Here is a 24,632-nt window from a genome sequence, read left to right on the forward strand (position 1 = left end):
GCATGATTTCGTCAATCATCCCTCTATTTGTTTCATTTGCCATATCTGTTTTCGGCGAGTCATTTCGCCGATTTTATTTTGCTTAACCGCCAATCCTGTTTTGCCCCAACCCGTTGATATCCGGGCTGGGACAAATCAACCGCGTTATTTACGCACCAGCTTATAGCCCAGCAGCAGTACCACAATCCATACCATCCCGACATACAGTGAAATGCGGGTGTCCGGGAAGTAGCCGATCAGGCCAATAATAAAACACAGAAATGCCACGCCAAAGCCTGCTGTCCAGCTTCCGCCAGGCAACGCAAAGGTTAACCCACGGGCGGCGGCTTTGCCGATCTTGCGTCGAAACGCCATCTGTGACAGCAGAATCATGATCCAAACCCAGACGGTGGCAAAAGTCGCCAGCGAGGCGATAACCAGGAAGACTTTTTCTGGCATCAGGTAGTTGAGGTACACCGCAATCAGCATGGCAAACATCATCACCACCACCGTTACCCAGGGAATACCGCGCGAAGAGACCTTCATAAACATTTTGGGTGCATGGCCCTGCTGTGCCATGCCATGCAGCATACGTCCGACGCCAAACACATCGCTGTTGATCGCCGACAGCGAGGCGGTCAGCACCACAAAGTTCAGGATAGACGCTGCCGCCGCAATCCCCATATGCTGGAATGTCAGAACAAACGGGCTGCCGTTGGTGCCCACCTGATTCCAGGGATAAATCGACATAATGACAAACAGCGTACCCACATAAAAAACCAGAATACGCATCGGGACGGAGTTGATAGCGCGCGGGATAGAGGTGGCCGGATCGTTGGCTTCACCCGCTGTGATACCGATGATTTCAATGCCACCGTAGGCAAACATCACCATCTGCAGCGACAGCAGCATTCCCACGAGACCGTGCGCAAAAAAGCCGCCATTGGTCCACAGGTTATGAATGCCGGTGGGCTGGCCACCGTTGCCTATCCCCCAGATGATCATGCCAAACCCGGCCAGGATCATCACAACGATGGTGGCGACCTTGAAGAAGGAGAACCAAAACTCCACTTCACCAAACACCTTCACGCTCATTAAATTGACCGCGCCGATGATCAGCACCACGCTGAGCACCCAGATCCAGTGCGGGACCTCCGGAAACCAGACGCCCATATAGATACCAAACGCCGTTACGTCCGCGATAGCCACGATAAGAATTTCAAAGCAGTAGGTCCAGCCGGTGATGTAGCCTGCCAGCGGACCAAGATAATCCTGCGCATAGCGGGAAAACGAGCTGGCCTGCGGGTTGTTGACTGACATCTCACCCAGCGCGCGCATGATGATGTACGCCACCGCGCCGCCAATGATATAGGCGAGCAGTACGCTCGGTCCTGCCATCTTGATGGCGTCCGCCGAGCCGTAAAACAGCCCGGTGCCAATCGCCGATCCCAGCGCCATAAAACGGATGTGGCGCGTGCTCAGTCCGCGTTTGAGCTTGTTGGTTTCTTGCATAACAACCTGTACCTGTGAAATGAAAAAACCACGGGCAAGCCCGTGGTTAAAGAAGAATCAATCTTAGCCGTTACGAGTGAACCGACACCTGCTCTGGCCCTTTCAACCGATCGACCAGCGCCACAGCCAGCAACATCACCAGCGATGGCGGCAACCAGGCAAGGCCCTGGTCGGCTAGCGGCAGATGCTGGCTAAATGCGGGTAACGCCTCTTTAAACCCGGTGGTTTTGATGGCGTCAAGGATACCAAATAGCAGGCTGACCAGCATAGTCGGTGCGATGATACGACTGCTTTTGTTCCACCGGTTCAGCGTAAAACTCAGTACGACCAGCACGATACACGGCGGATAAATCGCCGTCAGCACCGGAATGGAAATCTGAATCAGATGGCTCAGCCCCAGGTTAGACACCACCATCGAGAACAGGCCCAGTACAAAGACCAGCGTTTTGTAAGACAAGGGCAGATACTGCGCAAAAAACTCTGCGCAGGCACAGGTCAGGCCCACAGCCGTCACCATACAGGCAATGAAAATCAGTGCGGCCAGGAAGAAGCTGCCCATGTCACCGAAGGTCTGCTGGACGTAAGCATGCAGAATCGCCGCACCGTTGGCATTCTGATCCACTAACGCACCGCTGCCCGCGCCCAGTTTAAACAGGCTGAGATAGACCAGCGTCAAACCGACGCCAGCGATCACCCCAGCTAAAACCGTGTAGCGGGTTAACAGCGCCGCATTATCAATGCCGCGCGAACGTGCCGCGTTGACGATGACAATGCCGAAGACCATCGCGCCCAGCGTATCCATGGTGAGATAGCCGTTCACAAAACCACTGGAAAATGCGGCGCGCTGATAGTCCGCCGTCGCGGGAATCGTTCCGCCCGCCGGCCACAGCAAAGCCGCGACGCCCAGCAGCGTCAGGGCTGCAATTTTCAGCGGGGCGAGAAAATGGCCGACCGTATCCAGCAATTTACCCGGATAGAGGGAAATCACCATCACCAGCGCAAAGTAAACCAGGCTGTAGATAAACAGCGGCAGCGGGCCATCGCCAGTGATAGGTGCAATGCCCACCTCAAATGAGACCGTGGCGGTGCGCGGCGTGGCAAAAAGCGGCCCGACCGCAAGGTAGCAAACCGTTGCCAGCACCACGCCAGCGACTTTGCCAATGGGCGTGCTCAGCGCATCAATACCGCCGCCGACGCGCGCCAGGGCGATCACGGTGATAACAGGTAAGCCCACGGCGGTAAGCAGAAAGCCCAGAGCGGCCACCCAGACATGTTCGCCTGACTGAATACCGACCATGGGAGGAAAGATGATGTTACCCGCGCCAACAAACAGGGCAAACGTCATGAAGCCCAGCGCGAGAATGTCTTTAACGGTTAAACGATGTGTCATACGGCCTGTCACTGATGTTGCGATGAAAGATAAGTTTGCGTTGTCCCCTCGCTGCGTTAATACGACGACTTGCCAGACAATAACAGCGCATTATGCGTAGCGTCTGGTTTAGCGCAGGTGATTTGAGCTGCTTTTTTTCTGTTCACAGAGGGATAAATCGACAACGGCGGTAAGTAAAACGTTTATAGCGGAGAAAGGCAATACAGGATCGGAAAACCAGAGGCTTATTTCGCAATTTAAACCAATATCAGAGGATCACATCAATATTCGCAGAAAGTGCATCAGATGATGTGCTTTAAAAATAAACAGGCGATGGGAAATATCAGCATACATGCGGGTTTTTGTGCACAAGTGGCGCATGTATTGCGCCACGTTGCACAGATTCAGCGCTTACCACACCTGGCTGGCGACATCCACTACCAGACGAATCTTCTGCCACTGTTGCTCTTCGGTCAGGCTGTTGCCCTCTTCCGTTGAGGCAAATCCACACTGCGGGCTGAGGCAAATCTGGTCGAGGCTGATGTACTGCGTCGCTTCCTGTAAACGCGCTTTTACCTGCGCGGCGTCTTCCAGTTCACCGACCTTGGTGGTAATTAAACCCAGCACCGCCTTCTGGTGGCCAGGCTTGATGAAACGCAGCGGTTCGAAGCCGCCAGAACGGTGATTGTCATATTCAAGGAAAAACGCATCCACATTCACAGAGCCGAACAGGATTTCAGCCACCGGCTCGTAGCCCCCTTCAGAAATCCAGGTCGAGCGGAAATTGCCACGGCACACATGCAGACCGACGGTCAGGTCGGCCGGTTTGCCTTCTAACGCCTTGTTCAGTACACGTGCATAGGTGCGAGCCAACTGCTCGGGATCGTCGCCGCGCTCACGGATCTCACGCTTTTGATCCTCTGAACAGAGATAAGCCCAGACGGTATCGTCCAGTTGTAAATAGCGACAGCCTGCATCGTAAAAGGCTTTAATCGCCTCTTTGTAGGTCTGCGCCAGATCGTCAAAGTACACATCCAGATCGGGGTAAACCTTTGCGTCGATCACTTTACGTCCGCCGCGAAAATGCAGCACGCTTGGGCTGGGGATGGTCATTTTTGCCACCGCATCCCCCGCTACGCTCTGCAGGAAGCGGAAATGCGCCAGCATTGGATGCCCATCAAAACCCAGCTTGCCGGTAATTTTTACGCCGTGCGCTTTGGTCTGAACACCGTTGAACTGAATGCCCTGATCCGCTTCATAGTGTTCAACGCCTTTCAGGCCGTAGAAAAAGTCAAAGTGCCACCAGCCACGACGAAATTCCCCGTCGGTAACAACCTGAAGGCCATTTTCACGCTGCTTCGCCACCACGTCACGAATCGCTTCATTTTCAGCATCACGCAGTTCGTCAGCGCTGATCTCGCCCGCATGAAATTTTTCACGAGCCTGCTTAATGGCGACGGGACGAAGGAAGCTGCCAACGGTATCGGCACGAAACGGGGCGGTTTGTCTTTGCATAATGACTCCTGATCACCCGCCAGATCAGTAGATAATTTCGGGCGGGAATAGTTACACAATGTAATTTCAGCCTTCCAGATGGCTAAACGTCTGAATGCAGATTGTCATGTGACCGGCTTCTGCGCAAACGAAAAAAATTCACTGGGGATGAAAAAGATTCATGTTGCGACGAGAAGAGCGGATTTCGCGGTCGTCCTTTTACGCATCAGCATTCTTACCCGGCGCAACTGACGCTATGGACGCTATGGACGCTGAACAGCATAGCCAGGATGTAGCCCGCACACAGGGCGCGCGGCTAAGACGGAGAATGTTCTTTATCAAGGATGCCTGGTGATCCTCGGGTTCTGCACAGTCAGGAAAGCCTACTGGAGAGCCTTACGCGCCCCGGCCATTTGCGTCTCAGACAGCGGCAGATAACCCGCTTCACTCACGCGCTGCTGGCCCGCTTTAGACAGTACCTGTTGTAAAAAAGCGGCTAAAAGCGGCGGCAAGGGCTTACCGGGGGCTTTGTTCACATACAGATAGAGCGGGCGCGCCCAGGGATAGCGACCACTGCGGATAGAATCCGGATCGGGTGCAACCGCCTCACCGCTTTTTGTCATCACCGGTAGCAGTTTTACTCCGCTCAGGTGAAAACCAAAACTGGCATAGCCAATGCTGCGCAGATCGCCGGCGACGGCCTGAACCACCGCCGCCGATCCGGGAAATTCCGCCACGTCGTTGCGAAAATCGCCCTGACACAGTGCCTGCTGTTTGAAGAATCCCCATGTCCCGGATGCCGAGTTGCGGCCATAACGCTGGATAGCGCGCTGCTGCCATTCTGGCTGATGCAGGCCCAGATCGCCCCAGCGCTCAGGCACCTGCTGCGCGCCACAGAGACGGGTGACAGAGAACAGAGCATCAAGCTGGCGGGGGTAGACAGACTGCAGCGGATTGCGCTGATTCACCACCACCACCAGCGCGTCCATCGCAACCGGTACTGCCAGCGGAGGATAACCATATCGCGCCTCAAATGCCTGGCGCTCATCCGCCTGCATAGGCCGGCTCATGGCCCCAATCTGCACGCTACCGGCGGTGAGCGCGGTGGGCGCGGTTGACGAGCCCGATGCCTGGACCTGGACGTTTACGCCAGGCGACTGACGGCTAAAGTCATCGCCCCATAAGGTCATCAGGTAGCCGAGCGTGTCCGAGCCTGCGCTGCTCAGATTGCCTGAAAGCATAACAGGCTGCGCCTGCACCAAGGCAGGCAACAGAGAGAAGAACAGCAAAAAAAACGCGCGCATTGTTCCGGTCCGTCAGCAGTTAATGGACGGCATTCTCCTGCATCCCGTTAGTAACAATCAACCGTGGTGCCAGGGTAAACGTAAAACAGGTTTCCTGATGCGGGATGCTGGTGATCTCCAGACGCGCATTATGATGGCTCAGCGCATGCTTCACGATGGCCAGCCCAAGCCCGCTGCCGCCGGTGGCGCGTGAACGCGCTTTGTCCACGCGGTAAAAACGTTCTGTCAGACGTGGGATATGCTCAGAAGCAATGCCGGGGCCGTTATCGCACACCTTGAATACCGCGCCCTGCTTGCTACGTAGCCAGCTGATATCGATGCGCGTGCCCTCTGGCGTATGGTTAACCGCGTTGTAAACGAGGTTGGAAATGGCACTGCGTAATTGCTCATCATTGCCAAACACTTTCAGATGGGGATCGGTATGAAAATGGATAGCGTGACGCCCACCGCTCAGGGTTTCGGCCTCATGCTGCAGCAGTTTTAGCATGACGGGCACATCAACCTTTTCTTTCATGTTGATGACCGGGGCAGCCTCAATACGCGACAGCGTCAGGAGCTGTTTGACCAGGCTATCCATCCGTCGGGTTTGCTCCGACATCGTGTGCAACGCTTTGTCCCGTGAGCGCTGATTCATCACAGAGTCGTTCATCATTTCCAGATAGCCCTGAAGCACCGTTAAAGGCGTGCGCAGTTCGTGGCTGACGTTGGCGAAGAAGTTACGCCGTGCTCCCTCAAGCTGATGCATCTGGGTAACATCGCGCGCCACCATTAACCACTGGCCTTCGCTGTAAGGCATGACACGGAATTCCATATGGTGCTGGTTATTCAGCACCAGCGTCAGTGGCTTGTCGAAATCCCGCTGGCGAAGGTAGCGTGAAAACTCAGGATAACGCAGCAGGTTAAGGATATTTTGCCCGTTATCCTCTGGCCAGCGCAGCCCCAGGTGTTGCTGTGCCAGGCCGTTGCACCAGAAAATAGTGCCCTCTTCCGTGGTCAGGATTACGGCGTCAGGCAGCGACTCCGCGCCGCTACGAAAGCGCTTAATCAGATTACCTAACTCGCGCCGCCGCCGCCGGTTGCGCAGTTGCATTTGATACAACCCGTAAAACAGTGGCTCCCAGCTAGCCTGGCCTGAAGGCGGCGTCATCGTGCGATCGAGCCATAGCCAGTGAGAAAGGCGCATCAGGTTGTAAAAATGCCACAATAACATGCCGACGACGCTAAGTAACAAGAGCCACGGCAAATAGCCAAACAGCAGGCCAAGCACCAGCGCAGGCAGACACGCCAGCACCAGTTCGGACAATAATCTCTTCCAGGAGAGGCGTTCCAGCACGGTTAAAGCTCCGTTTAAAAGCGGGCAGAGAAACGATAGCCTGTTCCGCGTACGGTTTGTACCATGCGATCGTGGCCGGTCAGTTCCAGCGCCTTACGTAAACGACGAATATGAACGTCAACGGTGCGATCTTCAACATAGACGTTGGTGCCCCAGACGTGATTGAGTAGCTGCTCACGGCTGTAAACACGCTCAGGATGGGTCATAAAGAAATGCAGCAGCTTGTATTCTGTCGGCCCCATTTCCAGCGGTGTGGTTTCTGACATCACGCGGTGCGATGACGGGTCCAGGCTCAGGCCCTGCATTTCAATCACGTCTTCAACCGCCATCGGCGAAATACGACGCATAACCGCTTTGATGCGTGCCATCAGCTCTTTAGGCGAAAAGGGTTTAGTGATGTAATCATCAGCCCCGACTTCCAGCCCACGAACCCGATCTTCTTCCTCGCCGCGCGCGGTCAGCATCATAACCGGAATATCGCGCGTCATGGCTTCACGCTTAAGATGTTTAATAAATTGTATGCCGCTACCGCCGGGTAACATCCAGTCCAGCAGGATCAGATCAGGCCAGGGTTCAATCAGCTTGCTGACAGCACTGTCATAATCTTCGGCCTCAATCGGCTGATAATCGTTTTGTTCCAGAACAAAACATAACATCTCACGGATTGGAGCTTCATCTTCCACAACTAAAATGCGCTTAGCCATTATTACTCCTGCAGGTAGGACGGCTTTCACTGATATTTGCGGCGTCATTATGCGTCAGTTTTGTGACAGTTTTATGAAAAAGTTAGCCATAAAAGTCGGCTTGCAACAACCATTTATGACAACATGACGACATGTTTTGTGGCTTTAGTGATAGAGCCAGTATAATTGCCGGGCAAATTGTTATGGCAGGGAGTGTTATGCGCATTATCCACACCGCGGACTGGCACCTGGGGCAGTTCTTTTATAACAAGAGCCGTGCCGCTGAACACCAGGCCTTTCTTGACTGGCTGTTAATCCAGATTGAGCAGCACCAGGTTGATGCCCTGATTGTGGCGGGCGACTTATTCGATACCGGTACGCCGCCCAGTTATGCGCGTGAAATGTTTAACCGCTTCGTGGTGGCATTACAGCCCAGCGGCTGTCAGCTGGTGGTGCTGGCAGGTAATCATGACTCGGTGGCGACGTTAAACGAGTCGCGTGAACTGCTGGCCTGTCTGAATACGCGAGTGGTTGCCACGCCGCAAGAAAATGATGATGTGCTGATGTTGACCACCCGTCAGGGCGAACCCGGCGCGTTACTGTGCGCGATTCCTTACCTGCGTCCGCGCGACATCATGCGCAGCCAGGCCGGTCAGTCGGGGCGGGACAAACAGATCAGTCTACTGGAAGCGATTGCCGCGCATTATCAGCGCAGTTTTGCGGCGGCGCAGGCGTGGAACAAGCACCTGCCCATCATTGCAACCGGCCACCTTACGGCCCTTGGCGTCAGCAAAAGTGATTCGGTGCGTGATATCTACATCGGCACGCTGGACGCCTTCCCTGCCTCGGCATTTCCGCCAGCGGATTACATCGCCCTTGGGCATATTCATCGTGCTCAGCGTGTGGCTAACAGCGACCATATTCGCTACAGCGGTTCCCCTATTCCACTTAGCTTTGACGAGCTGGGCAGCGAAAAGAGTGTGTATCTGCTGACGTTCGGCTCCGCAGGCCTGGAGATCGATGCCCTGCCCATTCCGCTGTTCCAGCCGATGAGGATGCTCAAAGGTTCACTGGCGCAAATCAGCCAGCATCTAGCCGACTTTTCCCATCCGAGCGGCGAAAAACCGGTCTGGCTGGATATTGAAGTCACGACTCAGGAGTACTTAAGTGACCTGCAGCGCCAGGTGGAAGCCCTGACCGCAGATTTACCGGTGGAAGTGCTGCTGTTACGACGCAGTCGTGAACAGCGTCAGCACAGCCTGACGCAAACGGATAATGAAACCCTGAGCGAACTGAATGTTGAAGAGGTTTTTGCCCGGCGTCTGGCACTAAACGATGCGCTTGACGATGAGCAGATTGCCCAGGTGACAACGCTGTTCAGGCAGACGCTGGCCGAGCTGGAGGAGAACCCATGAAGATCCTCACGCTGCGATTCAAAAACCTCAATGCGCTGAAAGGGGAATGGTTTATCGACTTTCGCACCGAGCCTTTCGCCAGCAATGGTCTGTTTGCCATTACCGGGGCGACGGGCGCGGGTAAAACCACCCTGCTGGATGCGATCTGTCTGGCGCTGTATCACCAGACGCCGCGCCTGGGCGTGCTCTCTCAGGGGCACAATCCGCTGATGACGCGTGACTGCGCAGAATGCCTGGCTGAAGTCGAATTTGAAATTAAAGGTGAAGCCTGGCGTGCATTCTGGAGCCAGAACCGCGCCCGGGGTACGGCAGACGGCAAACTGCAGGCACCGCGCGTCGAGCTGGCACGCTGTGCGGATAACCAGATTGTTGCAGACAAAGTGGGCGACAAACTCAAGCTCACCGAAACGCTCAGTGGTCTGGATTTTGCGCGCTTTACCCGCTCAATGATGCTGTCACAGGGCCAGTTCGCCGCGTTTCTCAATGCCAAAGCCAACGAGCGCGCGGAGTTGCTGGAAGAGCTGACCGGCACGGAGATTTACGGTCTGGTTTCTATGGCCGCGTTCGAGCGCCATAAAGAAGCGAAAAATGCGCTGGAGTTGCTGCGCAGCCGGGCGGGCGGCATGGCACTGCTTGATGAGGCGACCCGAACCGGGCTGCAACAGCAGCAAGCTGCACTGACGGAAGCCGAGCAGCAACTCAGCCGCCAGCTTGACACCGCTCAGCGCCAGCAGCACTGGCTGCAGCTGGCACAGCAGCTTAGCGCGGACAGTGAGCAGGTGAATGCCGCCCGTCAGGCAGCAGAAACGGCAAGTCAGGCGGCAGAAGCCGATCGCCAGCGCCTGGCCCGAAGTGAACCGGCAGAAAAACTGCGCGGTGCGCTGCAGCAGCGCGACAGCCTGCAGGCTGAACGTCATGAGGTGCAACAGCGTCAGCAGCAGGTCAATCAGCAGATGCAGGCCACGGCAAATGAGCAGCAGCAGTTGCAGCAGCGCTATCAGGAAATGGAAACGGCCCGCGAGCAGGCGCGTCAGCAACAGCGACAGCAGGAAACCCTGTTGACCGAACAGGTCATCCCGCTCGATCAGGCGCTTTCCGCCTTAGCACAGCAAATCCAGCAGTTGCAGCATGAAACGGGTCAGCAGCAGGCAGGCTGCGCGCAGCGCGAACAGGCGATGCAAGCCGAGCGACGCCAGGTGAGCGATCTGCAACAGGCGATGACCCAGCAGCAGACTCTTCGACAGCAGCTTGCAGAGCTGGCGTTGTGGGGCGAAAACCTGCCACTGTGGCAGGACCGCTTTGCTCAGCTGGCACGGTATGAAACCGAACAGGTGGCGTCAGCGCAACAGGTGCAGCAACAGCAACAGCAAATTCATCGATGCCAACAGCAGATCGAACAGCTCGGGCAGCAACTGGCTCCCCTGAATCAGGCCGGGCAGCAGTCTCAGCACGCATTATCTAACGCTGAGCAAGCGCTAACTTCGCTACAGAAAGCCCATCCTCCCGAAGCAATACGTCAGACGTTAAAGCAGTTAAATCAGCAGCGTGACGCACGTCAGACGCTGACGTTACTGGCTACCCAGTGGCAGCCGCTGCATCAACAGCGTGGTCAGTATGAAAAACGACGCCAGGATCTTGAAAAAGCCAGCCTGCAGGCTGAGGCAGAATTACTGACGCTGCGGGAAACATGGAAACGGGAAAAACAGCAGCTCACCGACGTGGAGAAAATTTGCCAGCTCGAAAGCCACATTGCCGACCTGGAGGAGCATCGGGCGCGGCTGGAGGCCGGACAACCCTGTCCTCTGTGTGGCTCCTGCGAACATCCTGCGGTTGAAACCTACCGTGCTCTGGAAGTCAGTGCCAACCAACAGCGAAAAGCTGACCTGCAAAAGCAGGTAGAGGCACTGAGTGAAACCGGTACGGCAAAAAAAGAGCAGATAAAACACCTGAAGGTGCAGCAGCAGTCTCTGCAGGACGAAATCGCCAGTTTAACGCAGCAACTTGATGGTTTAGCCCAGCGCTGGCAGGCCTTGAGCAGTGAGCTTGCGCTTACCTTCACGCTGAACGATGCCGAAGAACTCGCCAACTGGCAGCAGGCCCAGCGCCATCAGGAACAGGCATTAACTGCACAGGTCGAGACGCTGGAAAGCGCAGAACGGGCTTATCAGGAGGCAAAAGAGCGACATCTGCAGCAGCAGCAAGCGTTACAGAAGCATCAGCAAACGATCCAGTTGACCCAACAGCAGCTGGAGAATGAGCAACAGGCATTGCTACGCTTACAGCAGCACCAACAGCAGGCCCAGGCGAGTGCTCAGCAGCTTCAGGAAACGCTGAATCAGCAGTTCAAAGACTATCACCTGGCGTTGCCTGACAGTGCCCAGCGCGAAAGCTGGCTGGCGGAGCAGCAACAGCGCTGGCGGCGCTGGCAGGAAAGTGAGCGGTTGCTTGCTAACTTACAGCCTCAGTTGGCACGTGCGGAAAGCCAGGCAGAAGCCCTGCAACAACAGTTGCTGCTTGAGCAGCAACGCCTGACTCAGCTACAGCAGCAGCTCGCCTCACTGGATCAGCAGCACCAGGAAAAATGCCAGCAGCGCGCGGCGCTGTTTGGCGATCGCGAGGTTACCCAGGCCCGTCAGCAAATGCAGGAAAGTGTCGATGGTCACGAGATGCTGTTGACGCAGCAACGTGAGCGGCTGCAGCAGTCTCAGGCAGAGGTCAGCCGTCTTACCGGCCAACTGACGCTACTGGAAAGCCAGCTGCATACATTGAGCACACGGTTAACCGAGGCTGAGCAGCGCTTCAGTGCCGCACTGGCGGCGGCCGACTTCCCGGACGAGGCGAGCCTGCGGGCCGCACTGCTGGACGAGCAGGAAGCGCACCAACTGCGCCAGCGACTGCAGCAGATTGATCAGCATCTGCTCCATCAACAGTCACGTCTGGCAGAGTTGCAACAGCGGCTGGCTGCCCACCAGCAGGCGAAACCCGATAATATGCCCGACTCCGCCGATGCGCTGGCTGCACAGCTGGAAAACTTACGGCTGTCACTCAGGGATAACGCCAGTCAGCAGGGGCAGTTGCAGCAGCAGTTACAAAGCGATGCCAGCCTGCGGACGCAACAACAAACCTTACTGGCGCAGATTGCTCAGGATGAAACCGAGCTGGCGCAGTGGGCCTTGCTTAACGAGTTGATCGGCTCGGCAACCGGCGATAAATTCCGACGCTTTGCGCAGGGATTAACGCTTGATCACCTGGTAGCCCTGGCTAATCGTCAGCTGGATCGCCTGCATGGACGCTATCTTTTACAGCGCCGTGCTATCGATGCGCTGGAGCTGGACGTGGTGGATACCTGGCAGGCGGACAGCGCGCGGGATACGCGTACGCTGTCGGGTGGAGAAAGCTTTCTGGTGAGCCTGGCGCTGGCACTCGCGCTATCCGATCTGGTTAGCCATAAAACGCGTATCGAATCGTTATTTCTTGATGAAGGCTTCGGGACACTGGATGCGGAAACGCTGGATACCGCGCTGGATGCACTGGATGCACTCAACGCCAGTGGAAAAACCATTGGCGTCATCAGCCATGTTGAGGCGATGAAAGAGCGTATTCCCGTGCAAATTAAAGTACGTAAAATGAATGGACTGGGTTACAGCAAGCTGGAATTGCCCGGTCTGTAAGAGGTAATGCATGTTGAGATGTACAGGATTTATTGCGGCCACGATGCTGCTGTTAGCAGGATGCAGTCATCATCCTGAGGCGAAAGAAGCGCGCTGCACGACCGATCTGTCTCAGGCACAGTGCCAGGACGTGAACCGTTATATTCATCAGATCAATGCGTTGGTCATGCGCAATTTTCACGATGCGCCAAAATATGCGGGCCAGCGCTGCCTGGTGGCGGCACAGCGTCGCCCGGACGGACGCTATAACGTGATGCGCACGGAAGGAAACGAGTCGCTGTGTCTGAAAGCCTGGCAGAGCGTCAGTAGCGCACGCGATATGCCTTTACCCCCGCAGGGCGCACCGCAGCAAATCGTGTTTGCTTTCGCCCCGGCTCGCTAAGCCAGCAGAGAGTGACCCTGGGCATCCCACAGTCAGTTGCACAAGGTCACCGCTTGCCTGATGCATTTACTCCGGCCACAGCCAGGCAGCCCCGCGCACACCACTTGAATCCCCGTGCATCGCTTTCAGTACCGGGGTTTCACACTCACCGCCGAAAACCCATTTTTTCATCAGCGTTGGCACCGTCTGGTAAAGACGGTCCACGTTGCTCATGCCACCTCCCAGCACGATCACGTCCGGATCAATCAGGTTAACAACCTGAGCCAGGGATTTTGCCAGCCGTATTTCATAGCGGCTCATCGCCAGTGCTGCCACAGGGTCCTGCTGTTCCAGCAGGGTAATAATCTCTGCGCCTTTGCGCGCTACACCGCTTAAACGCTGATAGTCGATGGCAAAACCGGTACCGGAAACAAAGGTTTCAATGCAACCCTGCTGTCCGCAATAGCAAGGCACTTCAGCGCGGTAACGCAGTTCATCTTCATCCATCCACGGCAGAGGATTATGGCCCCACTCGCCTGCATTGCCGTTGCCGCCAATGCGCGACGCGCCGTTTATCGCCACGCCCGCGCCCGATCCTGTCCCGATGATGACGCCAAACACCAGCGCCTGCCCTGCGCCTGCACCATCGACCGCTTCGGACACGGCCAGGCAATTCGCGTCATTGGCGATGCGGATGTCACGATTCAGCGCCTGCGCCAAATCTTTGTCCAGCGGCTGCCCGTTAAGCCAGGTGGAGTTGGCATTTTTCACCCGCTGCGTGTAAGGCGAGATCGTCCCCGGAATACCCAAGCCTACCGTCCCGGTTTGCCCGGTCTTTTCTTCGGCCAGACGCACCAAATCAACGATAGCCTGTACGGTCGCCGGGTAGTCGTTGCGCGGCGTGGAAATTCGATGACGAAACAGCGCGTTCCCCTCGCTGGACAGCGCAATCACTTCCGTTTTGGTGCCGCCCAAATCAATGCCTATACGCACAGTTTATTCCTCATTATTCGTTAAGGTGTTTTCTACACTAAAAGGCGATTGCCTGAAAGGCAATGAAACCGCTCCGATGTTTCGCTATCATGCGCACACTTAGTGAGATTTGTGCGCCCGATCGCGCCACGGTAAGGAATCCCGATGTTGTGGTTTAAAAATATGATGGTTTATCGTCTGAATCGTGACATTCCTTTGTCCGCAGACGAAATGGAAAAACAGCTGGATGCGTTCACCTTCTCTCCCTGCGGCAGTCAGGACATGAGCAAGACCGGTTGGGTGTCCCCGATGGGCAATCGCAGCGATGCACTGACCCATGTGAACAACGGTCAAATTGTCATTTGCGCGCGCAAAGAAGAAAAAATCCTGCCTTCTCCGGTTGTGAAGCAGGCGCTGGAAGCCAAAATCGACAAGCTCGAAGCAGAACAGAGCCGCAAGCTGAAAAAGACGGAAAAAGATTCGCTAAAAGATGAAGTGCTGCACAGCCTGTTACCGCGCGCATTCAGTCGTTTTAGTCAGACGTATCTGTGGATCGACACCGTCAACAACCTGATCATGGTGGACTGCGCCAGTGCGAAAAAAGCGGAAGATACGCTGGCCCTGCTGCGTAAAAGCCTGGGATCGTTACCGGTTGTGCCCTTGACGCTGGAAAGCCCGATTGAACTTACCCTGACCGAATGGGTGCGTTCTGGTGATGTGCCTGCCGGTTTTGCCCTGATGGATGAAGCCGAGCTTAAGGCCATTCTGGAAGATGGTGGTGTGATTCGCTGCAAGAAACAGGATCTGGTGTGCGATGAAATTGCCAACCACATTGAAGCCGGCAAGCTGGTGACCAAACTGGCGCTCGACTGGCAGGAGCGTATTCAGTTCGTGTTATCCGACGACGGTTCGGTGAAACGCCTGAAGTTCAGCGATACCTTGCGCGACCAGAACGATGATATTGACCGGGAAGATTTTGCGCAGCGTTTTGATGCAGACTTTATCCTGATGACCAGCGAACTGGCCGCCCTGACCAGCAATCTGGTTGAAGCCTTAGGTGGCGAAGCCCAGCGTTAAAACAATCGGCCGCAGGAAACATGCGGCCGTTTTATTAGTCTTTCAGATAGCGGCAAAGATAAGCGCTTGGCTCGCCTATCTGCAGATGAAACTCGCTGTGACCCGGTACGTTAAACACCGACCCCGCCTCAAACCATGCCCACTGTGTTTCACCCGGCAGCAACACTTTCATCGAACCGCTGACCACGGTCATCTCTTCCGGCTGGGCCGTTCCAAACGTGTATTCGCCTTCAGCCATGACACCAATGCTGGCACGACCGGTGCTCGCACTGTCAAAACCGATGGATTTAACTTTTCCGTCAAAATACTCACTAACATTGAGCATAATACTTCCTCACAGCACATTAAGGTGTCTGGCAGTGTAGAAGGGAACTTGCTGATCTGTCACGTGAAATAGTGAGTGATTGTGATCCTCACGCGGCGAAGGCTGGCAGAAGAAAAAAAGCAGGACCGATGGCATCCTTGCCAGAGCGACGGCTTACTCTTTTTCGACGTCTTCATAACGCGCTTTTGCGTCATGCGCTTCCTGCTCAGAGTCGTGCTCACTGATTAACGAGTCAGGCTTAGGATGATCGGCCCGCAGTTGCCAGGACATGACTTTTTTGCCTTCGGGGCCTTTTTCGACAGTCACAACGCGCGCTTCTCGGGGGTAAGGAGGTCTTGTCGGCATAATGTGTCCCTCTTGGCTGAATGACATTCCACACGACAGGCGACCGCCTGTCATGGGTTAAGTATAGTCAAAACGGCGGAAATGGCGGCCAAAGGGGGATAAATCTGAGGGCTAGCTGGCACGCGCCAGGGATAACGACTGCAGTATCTGCTCAACGACGCGTTCTGGCGCTTGCATGGCATTCACCTCATGATGGGCGGCAGCCTGATACAGATGGGCACGGGCGCGCAGCACCTCACTCATTTCTTCAGCGATTGGACGCCCGGTTAAGGTCGGTCGCTGAGCGGCTTCCGGCTGGCTTTCCAGACGCCGGGCCAGAATATCAGCCGGTGCACTTAACCAGATCACCTGACCGTGCTCACGCATATACCGCCGGTTACCTTCTGCCAGTACCATTCCGCCGCCCGTGGCGATAATGGTTGAGGGCGCAGTCACGGCTTTAAGCGAGTCGGTTTCACGTGCACGAAAGCTTTCCCATCCTTCCGCCGCCACAATTTCCGCCACGGTACGTTGGGTCGTGAATTGCAGGTGATGATCGGTATCACGAAACGCGTAACCCAAGGCCTGAGACAGGGCTTCACCAATGGTGGTTTTTCCGCATCCGCGCGCACCGATCAAAAAAATGGACAAAGACATCAGGGCAGTTCCTCCGCCGCGCAGCCCATCACAGCTGCTGGTTAGGCTCAATAATAGGACGCATCATAGCGGGAATTTATTTCGCGCTCTACTCATTGAGCGTATTTTACGCATGATTGCGCCCTGCTATCCGACAACACAATGAAATACAGGCAGTTACCTATGCACATTTTGTGCATCAGGCAAAAAAGTTTACGTCAGCAACATTTGCTTACCGCCACGAATTTACATTGCGGCGCATCGCCCCCATATACTGTTAACAGTCGCAACCGGAGAGTCATCATGCAACGCGAAGAACAACAACTGATTGAAAATCTGTTTAGCCGTTTGAAACAAGCTGAAAGCCAGACTGCGGCACGCGATGCTGCAGCCGAACAACTGATCAAACAACATCTGCAGGAGCAACCAGGTGCGCCCTACTATATGGCTCAGGCCATTTTGATTCAGGAAGCGGCACTTAAAAAACTGAATGAGCGGGTTCAGGAGCTGGAAAATCGTCTTGCTCAGCAACAGGCGCAACAGCAGCAGCAGCCCAAGAGCAGCGGTGGATTTTTATCCAGCCTGTTTGGCGGAGGCAGCCAGCAGCCCCAACCGGCTCAGCAGCAGCCTCAGTGGAACAGCGCGCCGCAGCAGCCACCTCAACCACAGCAGCCTTATGCCAGCGCACCTGCGCCACGCGGCAGCGGTTTCCTGGGTGGTGCACTGCAAACCGCAGTGGGCGTGGCAGGTGGCGTGGTCATGGCCGACATGCTGACCAGCATGTTCCATCAGTCGCAGCCGCAGGAAATCGTCAACATCATTAATGAGCAGCCGCCGCTGCCCCAGGTAGACGACAGCCTCAATACCTTTAACGGCGGCAACGATCAGTCGTTTCTCGATCAGGGCACCGGCGCCGATAATCAGTCATTCCTTGATCAAAGTAACGGCTGGAGTGATACCTATGCCGATAACGGCGACCTGAATGATTTTGGCGGCAATGATTACGACGATGACGACAGTTTCGTCTGATTCAGCGTTGCCGTTGTCTGAGCCAGCTGTCGAGTTCATTGGCAAACTGCTGGCGGTCCCGCGGGCTCATGGCGGCGGGACCGCCTGTCTGTACGCCGCTGGCACGCATGGTGTCCATAAAATCACGCATTGTCAGCCGCTCGCGTATGGTCGCAGGGGAGTAACGCTCACCGCGTGGATTGAGCGCCGCCGCGCCTTTTTCAATCACCTCTGCGGCCAACGGAATATCCGCCGTAATCACTAAATCCCCGACCTGCACACGTTTCACAATTTCATTGTCTGCAACATCAAACCCGGCCGGCACCTGTAGCGTACGCAGCCAGGGCGACGGTGGCACACGTAAAAACTGATTCGCGACAAACGTCACCATGGTTTGCGTTCTGTCCGCCGCCCGATACAGCACGTCTTTAATGACGTTGGGGCAGGCGTCCGCATCGACCCAGATAAACATGGTTGTTCCTTCTGCTGGAAAATAGCGACGATGGTAACCTGGTTTCCAAAAGGGGGTTAAGTAAAATTCCCCGCGCCCTCAGGGTTGAGATTATCTCTGCTTTGGCGCGTAAGCCAGGCTGCCAGCGCTTGCCCTGCCCACCAAAACACGCTGCATTTGCCGGGCCTGACTCGCGGAACCCCATGCTGTAGCCGCTTGATAGCACCCCCGCGTGCGGGGCAGGATCGCGGCGATAGCGTTCGGCTTTCCTGCCCGCCCGCCGCCGGGTGCCGGTGCCTGTCTGTGACCGCTAACTTGTTATTAATCCTGTCTGCAGTAAGCTACATCGTTGATAAAGGCGAAACAGTTACAGTTAAGGAGACGGTGATGCTGGACAAGACAATCGGATTTATTGGCGGTGGCAACATGGCAAAGGCCATCATTGGCGGGCTGATAAACAGCGGACAAATTACACCGTCGGCTATCTGGATTTACGATCGCAAACCAGACACCAATCAGCAAATGGCCGAGCAGTACGGTATTAATGCCGCGGAAAGTGCAGAGGCACTGGCCCAGCATGTGGATATTCTGTTTGGCGCGGTTAAACCGAATGTCATCCTCAAAGTCCTCAAAGAACTGGCTAACAGCCTGAAGAAAGACGCATTGGTCGTTTCTATTGCCGCCGGCGTCACGCTGGATAATCTGGCCTCCGTGCTGGGCCACGATCGTAAAATCATTCGGGCGATGCCGAACACACCTTCTCTGGTGGGCGAAGGCATGACCTCAGTCACGCCCAACGTTTTGGTTGAACAGAACGAAACCGATGAAGTGGTCGCCATATTTGAAAGCTTTGGTCAGGCGGCGGTGGTCGATGAATACCTGATTCACTCGGTGGTGGGCGTTAGTGGTTCCGCCCCGGCTTACGTGTTTATGTTTATCGAAGCCATGGCCGATGCTGCCGTCGCGGGTGGTATGCCACGCGCGCAGGCTTACCGCTTTGCCGCCCAGGCCGTGAAAGGGTCCGCGCAGATGGTACTGGAAACGGGCAAACATCCCGCCGAGTTAAAAGATATGGTCTGTTCGCCCGGTGGCACCACGATTGAAGCGGTAAAAGTGCTGGAAGAAAAAGGCTTTCGTTCCGCCGTGATAGAAGCCATGCAACAGTGCATGGCGAAGTCGGACAAGCTGAGCCGCAGTTAAATCTGGCGCGTCTGGCAAACATGCCGTTTGCCAGACCGTCTCGCTGGCCTGCTATTCTGCAGAACGCTGGGCCTGATACAGCTCAAGTGCCTGTTTTATTGTCATCGGTTGCTGCATCTTTTCAACAAGCGCCGCCGTCAGCGTGTACATTCCGCACGAGAAAACCGCCGCCAGCGTCCCCTCTTTGCCATAAAAGGCCATAAAGACCTTATCTTCCAGCGATCCCACCTGCTGGTAGTCGTCCCAGTCGGTAGCATGACCTAAATATTCATAGCGGGTACCGTAATGCGCGGTCCAGAAAAACGGAACGCGGTCATAGTGATGAACATTCCCCATCATGTTCATCGCCGCGGTCTGGCCCTGCTGCTCTGCTACGCGGAAATGCTCGATGCGAAGCGGCCCCTGCGCGGAGGGATAGGTCGCGATATCACCCGCCAGCCAGACGTTTTCTGCTACGCGCAGTTGCTCGTCGGTTTGCAGGCTACCGTCCTCCACTAACGGCAGATCGTGAATAAACGACGTGGCCGGTTTAACGCCGGTGGCGAACAGCACCACGTCGGCGGCAATCTGCTGACCGGATTTCAGCCGAACGCTGGTGACGTGGTTTTCACCCTGAAGCGACGCGGCTTCACCTTCCACAAACTTCACGCCATTCGCCTGATGCAATTCATAAAAATAACGACCGACCGCCTCACCAAACTGTTTTGCAAAGGGTAATGGATTGCGGGCGATAACGGTCACATCGACATCACGGTTGCGCAGTGATGAGGCCAGTTCCATGCCAATAAAGCTGTTGCCGACAATGACAATCTGCTGGCTTTGATCGACCGCTTGTAGCAAAGCTGCCGTGTGCTGCTTGTTACGCAGAATATGCACGCCGGCTAAATCAGCGCCAGCCAGTTCAGGTTTCACAGGTTCTGCGCCCGTGGCGATTAATAATTTGTCGAACTGCAATGTATTGCCGTCGGCAAACACCAGGCGATGCTGTTGATTATCGACCCGCTCAACCCGCTTCTGAATACGCTCGACGTGATCCAGTACGTCACTGCCAAGCAGCGACGGTACATCGTCAATATCCATTTTTCCAGACGGCACAAATTTCGTTAGCGCCGTACGGTCGTAAGGGGCTTCCGGCTCACGCTCCACCAGCACCAGGCGACCTTTGAAACCATCGTGACGTAATCGCCACAGCGCCGCGCTCCCGGCCGCGCCTCCGCCCAGCACCACAAAGACCGGTTCTGTGGCACCGCTGCCCATGGGAGAAGCCGGTGACATCGCTTTGGGGTTAACCAGAACATTGTCATTTTCGATTCGCAGGGGATACTGTTTCAGGTCAGCCAACGCCAATGGCTCACACATTTTACCGCTGCTCAGTTCAAATGCCGCTTTATGCCAGGGGCAGATAAGCCTGTCGCCACAGATGGCGCCCTGCTCAAGCGGCGCACCTGCGTGAGGGCATTTGGCCTGAAAAGCCTGGACGCTGTCACCCTCGCGGATCAGTAACAGCTCCGTTTCACCGAGCTTCTTTTTGACTGGCTGACGTTGCGGTAAATTCTTGAGAGCAACAACAAATTGATAGTTCACGACATGGCTCCTTTTCCGACCGTCACTGTTGAAAGCGCAGCGCATAATCACAGGCTACGCAATCCCTTATAAACAGTAAGTGTGGCAAAGGATCGCAGAGGCTTAGGTCTTGATGTCGATTTTTTTGGCTAACGGCCTGTTTAATCAGCCATTAAAAGTGTGACCGGCATGTAGGGCGGGGAACAGAATGAAGCGGCCACCGAAATGGCCGACATCGTATTAGCTTTTCTTGAGGCACTGACTCATGAAGGTTTTACGCGCATCGCCAGCCAGCTTTTTATCACCGGCCTGCAGGTTACAGGTTTTCATTTTTATCTGTTGTGGCGACATGTCAGCCACTTTGCTGTCTTTTTTCAGGCAATCGCTCATAAATTGCTTACGCACATCGCCTTTTAGTGCTTGCGAACTGGCATGTTGATTACACATGGCCATTTTTTGCTGCTGCGGCGTTTTATCGGCTGCACTGACATTGCTGCTCATCAGCATTCCCGCTAACACCATCATCATAAAACTGCCTTTCATTGTCTTTACTCCATTGTGATGAAGACACTATTCAGTCTGGCACGCGACAGGCAACGTCGATCACTTTTGCCCAGGAATAAGGCAGGGATCGCACTTTTACAGGTAGAAAAAGGGGATTCAGGCAGAGGGGCGCTTAAGTAAGCGACTGACATAATGTTTTAGCAAGGCACCATTTTGCTCATGGTTATCCACACCGGCATGAACCATGGCCGATTCAATGTTATTAACAATGGACTGATGCTGTTCAGGCGGCATCATGCGCAGCATGGCGGTGATGACGATCTCCAGCGCTTCAATCTGCGCCACCTGCTCTTTAGACGCTTCTTCTTTTTCTGCCAGAGTAATCAATAACTCAGCGATGAGATTTTTCATGCCGATGCCCCTTCAGCCAGGTGCAGAAAAAAATATCACCCGTCGGAATAAAAAAAAAGGAATTTTTCATTGGGTTTATCAGGCGGTTAAAATAATCAGCCGGCTGCGATGTTATGTTATTTCATTTATTGAATCGCGAAACCGCTTATCTACTCGAAACCCAAGGCATGACTATTTTATTTTGATGACACCGATATGAAAGATGCAATATTTCCGATTCAACTATTAGGGTTCTTTTACGCGAAAATATAATCGAAACGTTTTTCAGGAAACAGATAATACGTTCCCGCGAGGCCAGCATCCCTCAGCTTTTCATGCTCACTTGCCCCCACTCTGCTCACGCCGTCAATGCACAGGCGATCGCGAAAAACACATTTTGCCGCCACGGCTCTTACCTGGCTTGTAGCGCGTCTCAACGCGCGCGTTTGACGACCGATGATGTGCTTAAAAAAACTTATTATTCAAAGGAATAAAACCCTAAACGCTCTCATAACATGTCGTCATTATTCAAAAACCATTCATCACATTTGAAAAATATTGCAGGTTGTTACTGACAAGTCCTGATGACCGACCTATGTTTAAAAAACCGCCAGTTTCGTGCGGTACGTGGGCTGTTCTGACCCGCGTAATGCTCCCGATAAAACTGCCACCGTTCTTTTTGGGAGCCACTAACTCAGTTGACTCTGCCTGCTGCGCATCTCTGCATCGGGCGGGCTGTCTGTTCGCGGAGAGGGAGAATGAGAGTGCAACCTAACAGCGCCAGCCGTGCTATCACCGATTACTTCAACAGCCCGGACTGGAATGTTCCGCCCGAGTCCGATCTGCTGGCCGTGATAATGCGGGAACTGATGGAAGCCGGTCAGCCAACCACCAATAAGGCCGTCATCGCGCGCGTCATCAATAAGCTGGAATTTGAAGGGGATGAGCAGCGACTGCAACGCTATCGCGCCCTGCTGGACCGGCTGATGGAAACGCGGCCACGTGAGTGAGCCGCAATCCGGTTACTTAACCCATCGGAGCTGATTGGCTTCGCTTACGCTGGCCCGACCGCTGCTGCGCTGAAACAGGCAAAGCTCTCGTCCACGCCGGTTTTTCATCTGTTGCTGTGGATAATGCCCTTCGAGCAGTAACGCGCTATAGCCTACGCTATCGTCATACTCAACCGCCTGCCCCAACACCTTTACCTTGCTTAAGGTGCTGGCATTGATGCACGCCTGGCGCATCACCTGCTGGCTTTGTTGCCATGCGTCAGGGCTGGACGCCAGCGCAAGCGGGCTGACCAGAAGTAAAACTGACAGTGAAATCCGCTGGAGAGGTACCATGCATTGCTCCTTCTTTCGGCCTGAACCAGAAAAAAATTCCCGCCTGAGCGGGAATAAACAAGACGAGCATTGCATATTGAAGTGACGAGGAAATCCTTACCCTGGTGGTTTAACGCTACCGATCACGGTTAGCGCGGCCCGACAGGATACAGGCGCTATCTTCGCCTGACGCCATGACAACTCTATGACAATGCGTTGTTTATTTGACACTTACCCACAATAGACGCGGCTAATATTACCGTTTTTGTCTGCCATAAAGTTCAGGCGAGTGAAATTAAAGTCCATTGTTACCGCAGAATTCCACGGGATGGCGCGCACTTTCTGAGTGAAACGCTGATTATCGATGGCGGACAGCGGCTTACCGACGAAATGTTGATACTGGGACGCACCACAGCTGTCCGCTTGCGCGTCGGGCAGCCTGGCAGCCTGGTCGGGTTGCGTGGCCGACTGGCAGGCCGTAAGCAGTAAGAAACCGGTGGCCATCAGCGCTTTTCCATAGTGATTCACGTGTTTTCTCCTCATCGACGTGTAAAACCTGACGTCGAAGAGTAACAAGCCTGACTGCAGGTATGAACCGTTAAAATCAAACTTACCGCACAATATTAAGCATTAAATGCTGGCTAATAACGCTATTTGTAGATGAATCACAGCTGCTGGCTGAAATCACGATAATAAGCCGCTGAGACAGTCGGCAGATTATTCCTGCGGGAATAACAAAACCGCTCTTTTTTATCGGCGTTGCCGCGTCAATTACCCTGACGGCGATCCGTGTCCGGTAATCTGTCATCACGCCCGATTCACTGTGGGCCTTATTCTCAGGCCAGGCGAATAAGCGCCTGACGACCGGTTGCAACACCGCAAGGCAATTAGTTAACAAACTGATATTATTCACTTAAAATTCGCACAAACCTGAAACGATCATAAACGAATAATATTGTGTCGTCCGTTCTCTCGACAGCGATCCGACGCGTTGCTACTATGCGCTTATCGTTGCTGGCTGGGTCGCCTATGAACACCAATTCCGACAGAGTGACGCTGACACTGTTTTATGTCGGCAGCTTTGTTGTCTATTACCTTGTTACCATGCTGATTACCTTGTTCCCTAATTACGGTATCCTGCGTAATGACGGTTTGCTGGTGCCCGTGCTCTGCCTGTTTGAGTTTGCAGTGATCTATCCGCTGTATCGTTTTTACTGCCAGCGTCGCACGGATATTCCCCTGGGGTTTTTACGCTCCGGCCAGACGTTACTGTTTATTGGCGCCCTGTTTATTTTAATGGCGGCACAAACGCAGTATTTACAGCCTGAAGGCTGGCTGGTGGCGCAATCACAACAGGGACGCAGCTCAATGCTTATCCTGTTACTGACCGCCGTGTTGCTGGCCCCCGTATTTGAAGAAGTGATGTTTCGCGGCTTTTTGTTGCAAGGCTTTCTGCTGTGGGCCCCCAACAGCCGCTTTGCCTGCACGCTACTCACTTCCCTGCTGTTTGCGTTGATGCATACTCAGTATGTCCACTGGGAAACGGTGGTGGCGCTGACGCTTTTCTCTTTGCTGCTCTGTTACGCGCGCCTGCGCAGCAATACGCTGGCCCTGCCGGTCTTCCTGCATACGTTGAACAACCTGATTGCCATCCTGCCCGCCTGGTATTTCGCCTGACAGGCTTCACTTTTTTATTACCTGTCCTGCAATAACCTGCGAAAAATCAGCTAGTATCGTTT

The 24,632-nt window shown here is 54.6% G+C and carries 24 protein-coding genes; 8 read left to right on the forward strand and 16 right to left on the reverse strand.

The window, feature by feature from the left end; translation table 11 throughout:
- Window positions 1-144: 144 nt before the first annotated feature.
- From proY to phoB, 6 genes are all read right to left on the reverse strand, one after another.
- A complete protein-coding gene (proY, locus tag QNH99_RS16820; RefSeq protein WP_063878617.1) occupies window positions 145-1,491 on the reverse strand; it encodes a proline-specific permease ProY in 1,347 nt (448 codons plus the stop codon).
- Window positions 1,492-1,561: 70 nt separating this feature from the next.
- Entirely contained in the window at window positions 1,562-2,881 is a 1,320-nt protein-coding gene (brnQ, locus tag QNH99_RS16825) for a branched-chain amino acid transport system II carrier protein (protein ID WP_410516950.1), read from the reverse strand.
- A gap of 390 nt (window positions 2,882-3,271) precedes the next feature.
- Window positions 3,272-4,375, reverse strand: a complete 1,104-nt coding sequence (locus tag QNH99_RS16830; RefSeq protein WP_410516951.1) for a cobalamin-independent methionine synthase II family protein — start codon at window positions 4,373-4,375, stop codon at window positions 3,272-3,274.
- Window positions 4,376-4,737: 362 nt separating this feature from the next.
- Entirely contained in the window at window positions 4,738-5,658 is a 921-nt protein-coding gene (locus tag QNH99_RS16835) for a PstS family phosphate ABC transporter substrate-binding protein (protein ID WP_410516952.1), read from the reverse strand.
- Between the two features lie 19 nt (window positions 5,659-5,677).
- Window positions 5,678-6,991, reverse strand: a complete 1,314-nt coding sequence (phoR, locus tag QNH99_RS16840) for a phosphate regulon sensor histidine kinase PhoR (protein ID WP_063878613.1) — start codon at window positions 6,989-6,991, stop codon at window positions 5,678-5,680.
- A gap of 14 nt (window positions 6,992-7,005) precedes the next feature.
- On the reverse strand, window positions 7,006-7,695 hold the full coding sequence (gene phoB / locus QNH99_RS16845; RefSeq protein WP_014606457.1) for a phosphate response regulator transcription factor PhoB: 690 nt from the start codon (window positions 7,693-7,695) through the stop codon (window positions 7,006-7,008).
- A 197-nt stretch (window positions 7,696-7,892) separates the two neighbouring features.
- Here phoB and sbcD point away from each other — a divergent pair, with 197 nt between their 5' ends.
- From sbcD to QNH99_RS16860, 3 genes are read left to right on the forward strand one after another with little or no spacing between them, the layout of a single operon-like run.
- Entirely contained in the window at window positions 7,893-9,089 is a 1,197-nt protein-coding gene (gene sbcD / locus QNH99_RS16850) for an exonuclease subunit SbcD (RefSeq protein WP_410516953.1), read from the forward strand.
- Window positions 9,086-12,760 carry an AAA family ATPase gene (locus QNH99_RS16855; RefSeq protein ID WP_410516954.1) on the forward strand — a complete coding sequence of 1,225 codons (3,675 nt, stop codon included), beginning with the start codon at window positions 9,086-9,088 and terminating at the stop codon, window positions 12,758-12,760. Before sbcD ends, QNH99_RS16855 begins: the two co-directional genes overlap by 4 nt.
- 10 nt (window positions 12,761-12,770) lie before the next feature.
- Complete coding sequence (locus QNH99_RS16860; protein ID WP_410516955.1) at window positions 12,771-13,142, forward strand: cell envelope integrity TolA C-terminal domain-containing protein; 372 nt, start codon at window positions 12,771-12,773, stop codon at window positions 13,140-13,142.
- 66 nt (window positions 13,143-13,208) lie between these two features.
- On the opposite strand, the gene mak is transcribed toward QNH99_RS16860, so the two are convergent.
- Window positions 13,209-14,114, reverse strand: a complete 906-nt coding sequence (gene mak / locus QNH99_RS16865; RefSeq protein WP_145393720.1) for a fructokinase — start codon at window positions 14,112-14,114, stop codon at window positions 13,209-13,211.
- 144 nt (window positions 14,115-14,258) lie between these two features.
- Here mak and rdgC point away from each other — a divergent pair, with 144 nt between their 5' ends.
- Window positions 14,259-15,170 carry a recombination-associated protein RdgC gene (gene rdgC / locus QNH99_RS16870; RefSeq protein ID WP_109717083.1) on the forward strand — a complete coding sequence of 304 codons (912 nt, stop codon included), beginning with the start codon at window positions 14,259-14,261 and terminating at the stop codon, window positions 15,168-15,170.
- Between the two features lie 34 nt (window positions 15,171-15,204).
- Here rdgC and ppnP read toward each other — a convergent pair whose 3' ends face one another.
- The 3 genes from ppnP to aroL all read right to left on the reverse strand — a co-directional run bounded on the left by ppnP (window position 15,205) and on the right by aroL (window position 16,476).
- Window positions 15,205-15,495 (reverse strand): pyrimidine/purine nucleoside phosphorylase, encoded by a 291-nt coding sequence (ppnP, locus tag QNH99_RS16875; RefSeq protein WP_063878607.1) that lies wholly within the window; start codon window positions 15,493-15,495, stop codon window positions 15,205-15,207.
- 153 nt (window positions 15,496-15,648) lie between these two features.
- Window positions 15,649-15,840, reverse strand: coding sequence for a YaiA family protein (locus QNH99_RS16880; protein ID WP_063878606.1), 192 nt, complete (start codon window positions 15,838-15,840; stop codon window positions 15,649-15,651).
- 111 nt (window positions 15,841-15,951) lie between these two features.
- Complete coding sequence (gene aroL / locus QNH99_RS16885) at window positions 15,952-16,476, reverse strand: shikimate kinase AroL (RefSeq protein ID WP_283354906.1); 525 nt, start codon at window positions 16,474-16,476, stop codon at window positions 15,952-15,954.
- A gap of 282 nt (window positions 16,477-16,758) precedes the next feature.
- On the opposite strand from aroL, the gene QNH99_RS16890 reads away from it, so the two are divergent.
- On the forward strand, window positions 16,759-17,484 hold the full coding sequence (locus tag QNH99_RS16890; RefSeq protein ID WP_063878604.1) for a DUF2076 domain-containing protein: 726 nt from the start codon (window positions 16,759-16,761) through the stop codon (window positions 17,482-17,484).
- 1 nt (window position 17,485) lies between these two features.
- On the opposite strand, the gene QNH99_RS16895 is transcribed toward QNH99_RS16890, so the two are convergent.
- Window positions 17,486-17,935, reverse strand: coding sequence for a YaiI/YqxD family protein (locus tag QNH99_RS16895; protein WP_096012022.1), 450 nt, complete (start codon window positions 17,933-17,935; stop codon window positions 17,486-17,488).
- A gap of 366 nt (window positions 17,936-18,301) precedes the next feature.
- Here QNH99_RS16895 and proC point away from each other — a divergent pair, with 366 nt between their 5' ends.
- Window positions 18,302-19,114 carry a pyrroline-5-carboxylate reductase gene (gene proC, locus QNH99_RS16900; RefSeq protein ID WP_063878602.1) on the forward strand — a complete coding sequence of 271 codons (813 nt, stop codon included), beginning with the start codon at window positions 18,302-18,304 and terminating at the stop codon, window positions 19,112-19,114.
- Window positions 19,115-19,165: 51 nt separating this feature from the next.
- Here proC and QNH99_RS16905 read toward each other — a convergent pair whose 3' ends face one another.
- The 3 genes from QNH99_RS16905 to iraP all read right to left on the reverse strand — a co-directional run bounded on the left by QNH99_RS16905 (window position 19,166) and on the right by iraP (window position 21,592).
- Window positions 19,166-20,698, reverse strand: coding sequence for an FAD-dependent oxidoreductase (locus QNH99_RS16905; protein WP_283350276.1), 1,533 nt, complete (start codon window positions 20,696-20,698; stop codon window positions 19,166-19,168).
- Between the two features lie 219 nt (window positions 20,699-20,917).
- Window positions 20,918-21,220, reverse strand: a complete 303-nt coding sequence (locus QNH99_RS16910) for a PsiF family protein (RefSeq protein WP_063878600.1) — start codon at window positions 21,218-21,220, stop codon at window positions 20,918-20,920.
- Between the two features lie 117 nt (window positions 21,221-21,337).
- The gene (gene iraP, locus QNH99_RS16915; RefSeq protein WP_063878599.1) at window positions 21,338-21,592 is read right to left on the reverse strand and encodes an anti-adapter protein IraP; all 255 of its coding nucleotides are present in this window, start codon (window positions 21,590-21,592) and stop codon (window positions 21,338-21,340) included.
- 737 nt (window positions 21,593-22,329) lie between these two features.
- On the opposite strand from iraP, the gene QNH99_RS16920 reads away from it, so the two are divergent.
- Window positions 22,330-22,581, forward strand: a complete 252-nt coding sequence (locus tag QNH99_RS16920) for a biofilm development regulator YmgB/AriR family protein (RefSeq protein ID WP_063878598.1) — start codon at window positions 22,330-22,332, stop codon at window positions 22,579-22,581.
- Between the two features lie 12 nt (window positions 22,582-22,593).
- Here QNH99_RS16920 and QNH99_RS16925 read toward each other — a convergent pair whose 3' ends face one another.
- Window positions 22,594-22,914 carry a hypothetical protein gene (locus QNH99_RS16925; protein WP_063878597.1) on the reverse strand — a complete coding sequence of 107 codons (321 nt, stop codon included), beginning with the start codon at window positions 22,912-22,914 and terminating at the stop codon, window positions 22,594-22,596.
- A gap of 210 nt (window positions 22,915-23,124) precedes the next feature.
- A complete protein-coding gene (locus QNH99_RS16930) occupies window positions 23,125-23,421 on the reverse strand; it encodes an I78 family peptidase inhibitor (protein WP_063878596.1) in 297 nt (98 codons plus the stop codon).
- A gap of 501 nt (window positions 23,422-23,922) precedes the next feature.
- On the opposite strand from QNH99_RS16930, the gene QNH99_RS16935 reads away from it, so the two are divergent.
- The gene (locus tag QNH99_RS16935; RefSeq protein WP_218995585.1) at window positions 23,923-24,570 is read left to right on the forward strand and encodes a CPBP family intramembrane glutamic endopeptidase; all 648 of its coding nucleotides are present in this window, start codon (window positions 23,923-23,925) and stop codon (window positions 24,568-24,570) included.
- Window positions 24,571-24,632: the final 62 nt, after the last annotated feature.

Origin of the sequence: Pantoea allii, assembly GCF_046529425.1 — a bacterium.
Lineage (GTDB): Bacteria > Pseudomonadota > Gammaproteobacteria > Enterobacterales > Enterobacteriaceae > Pantoea > Pantoea allii.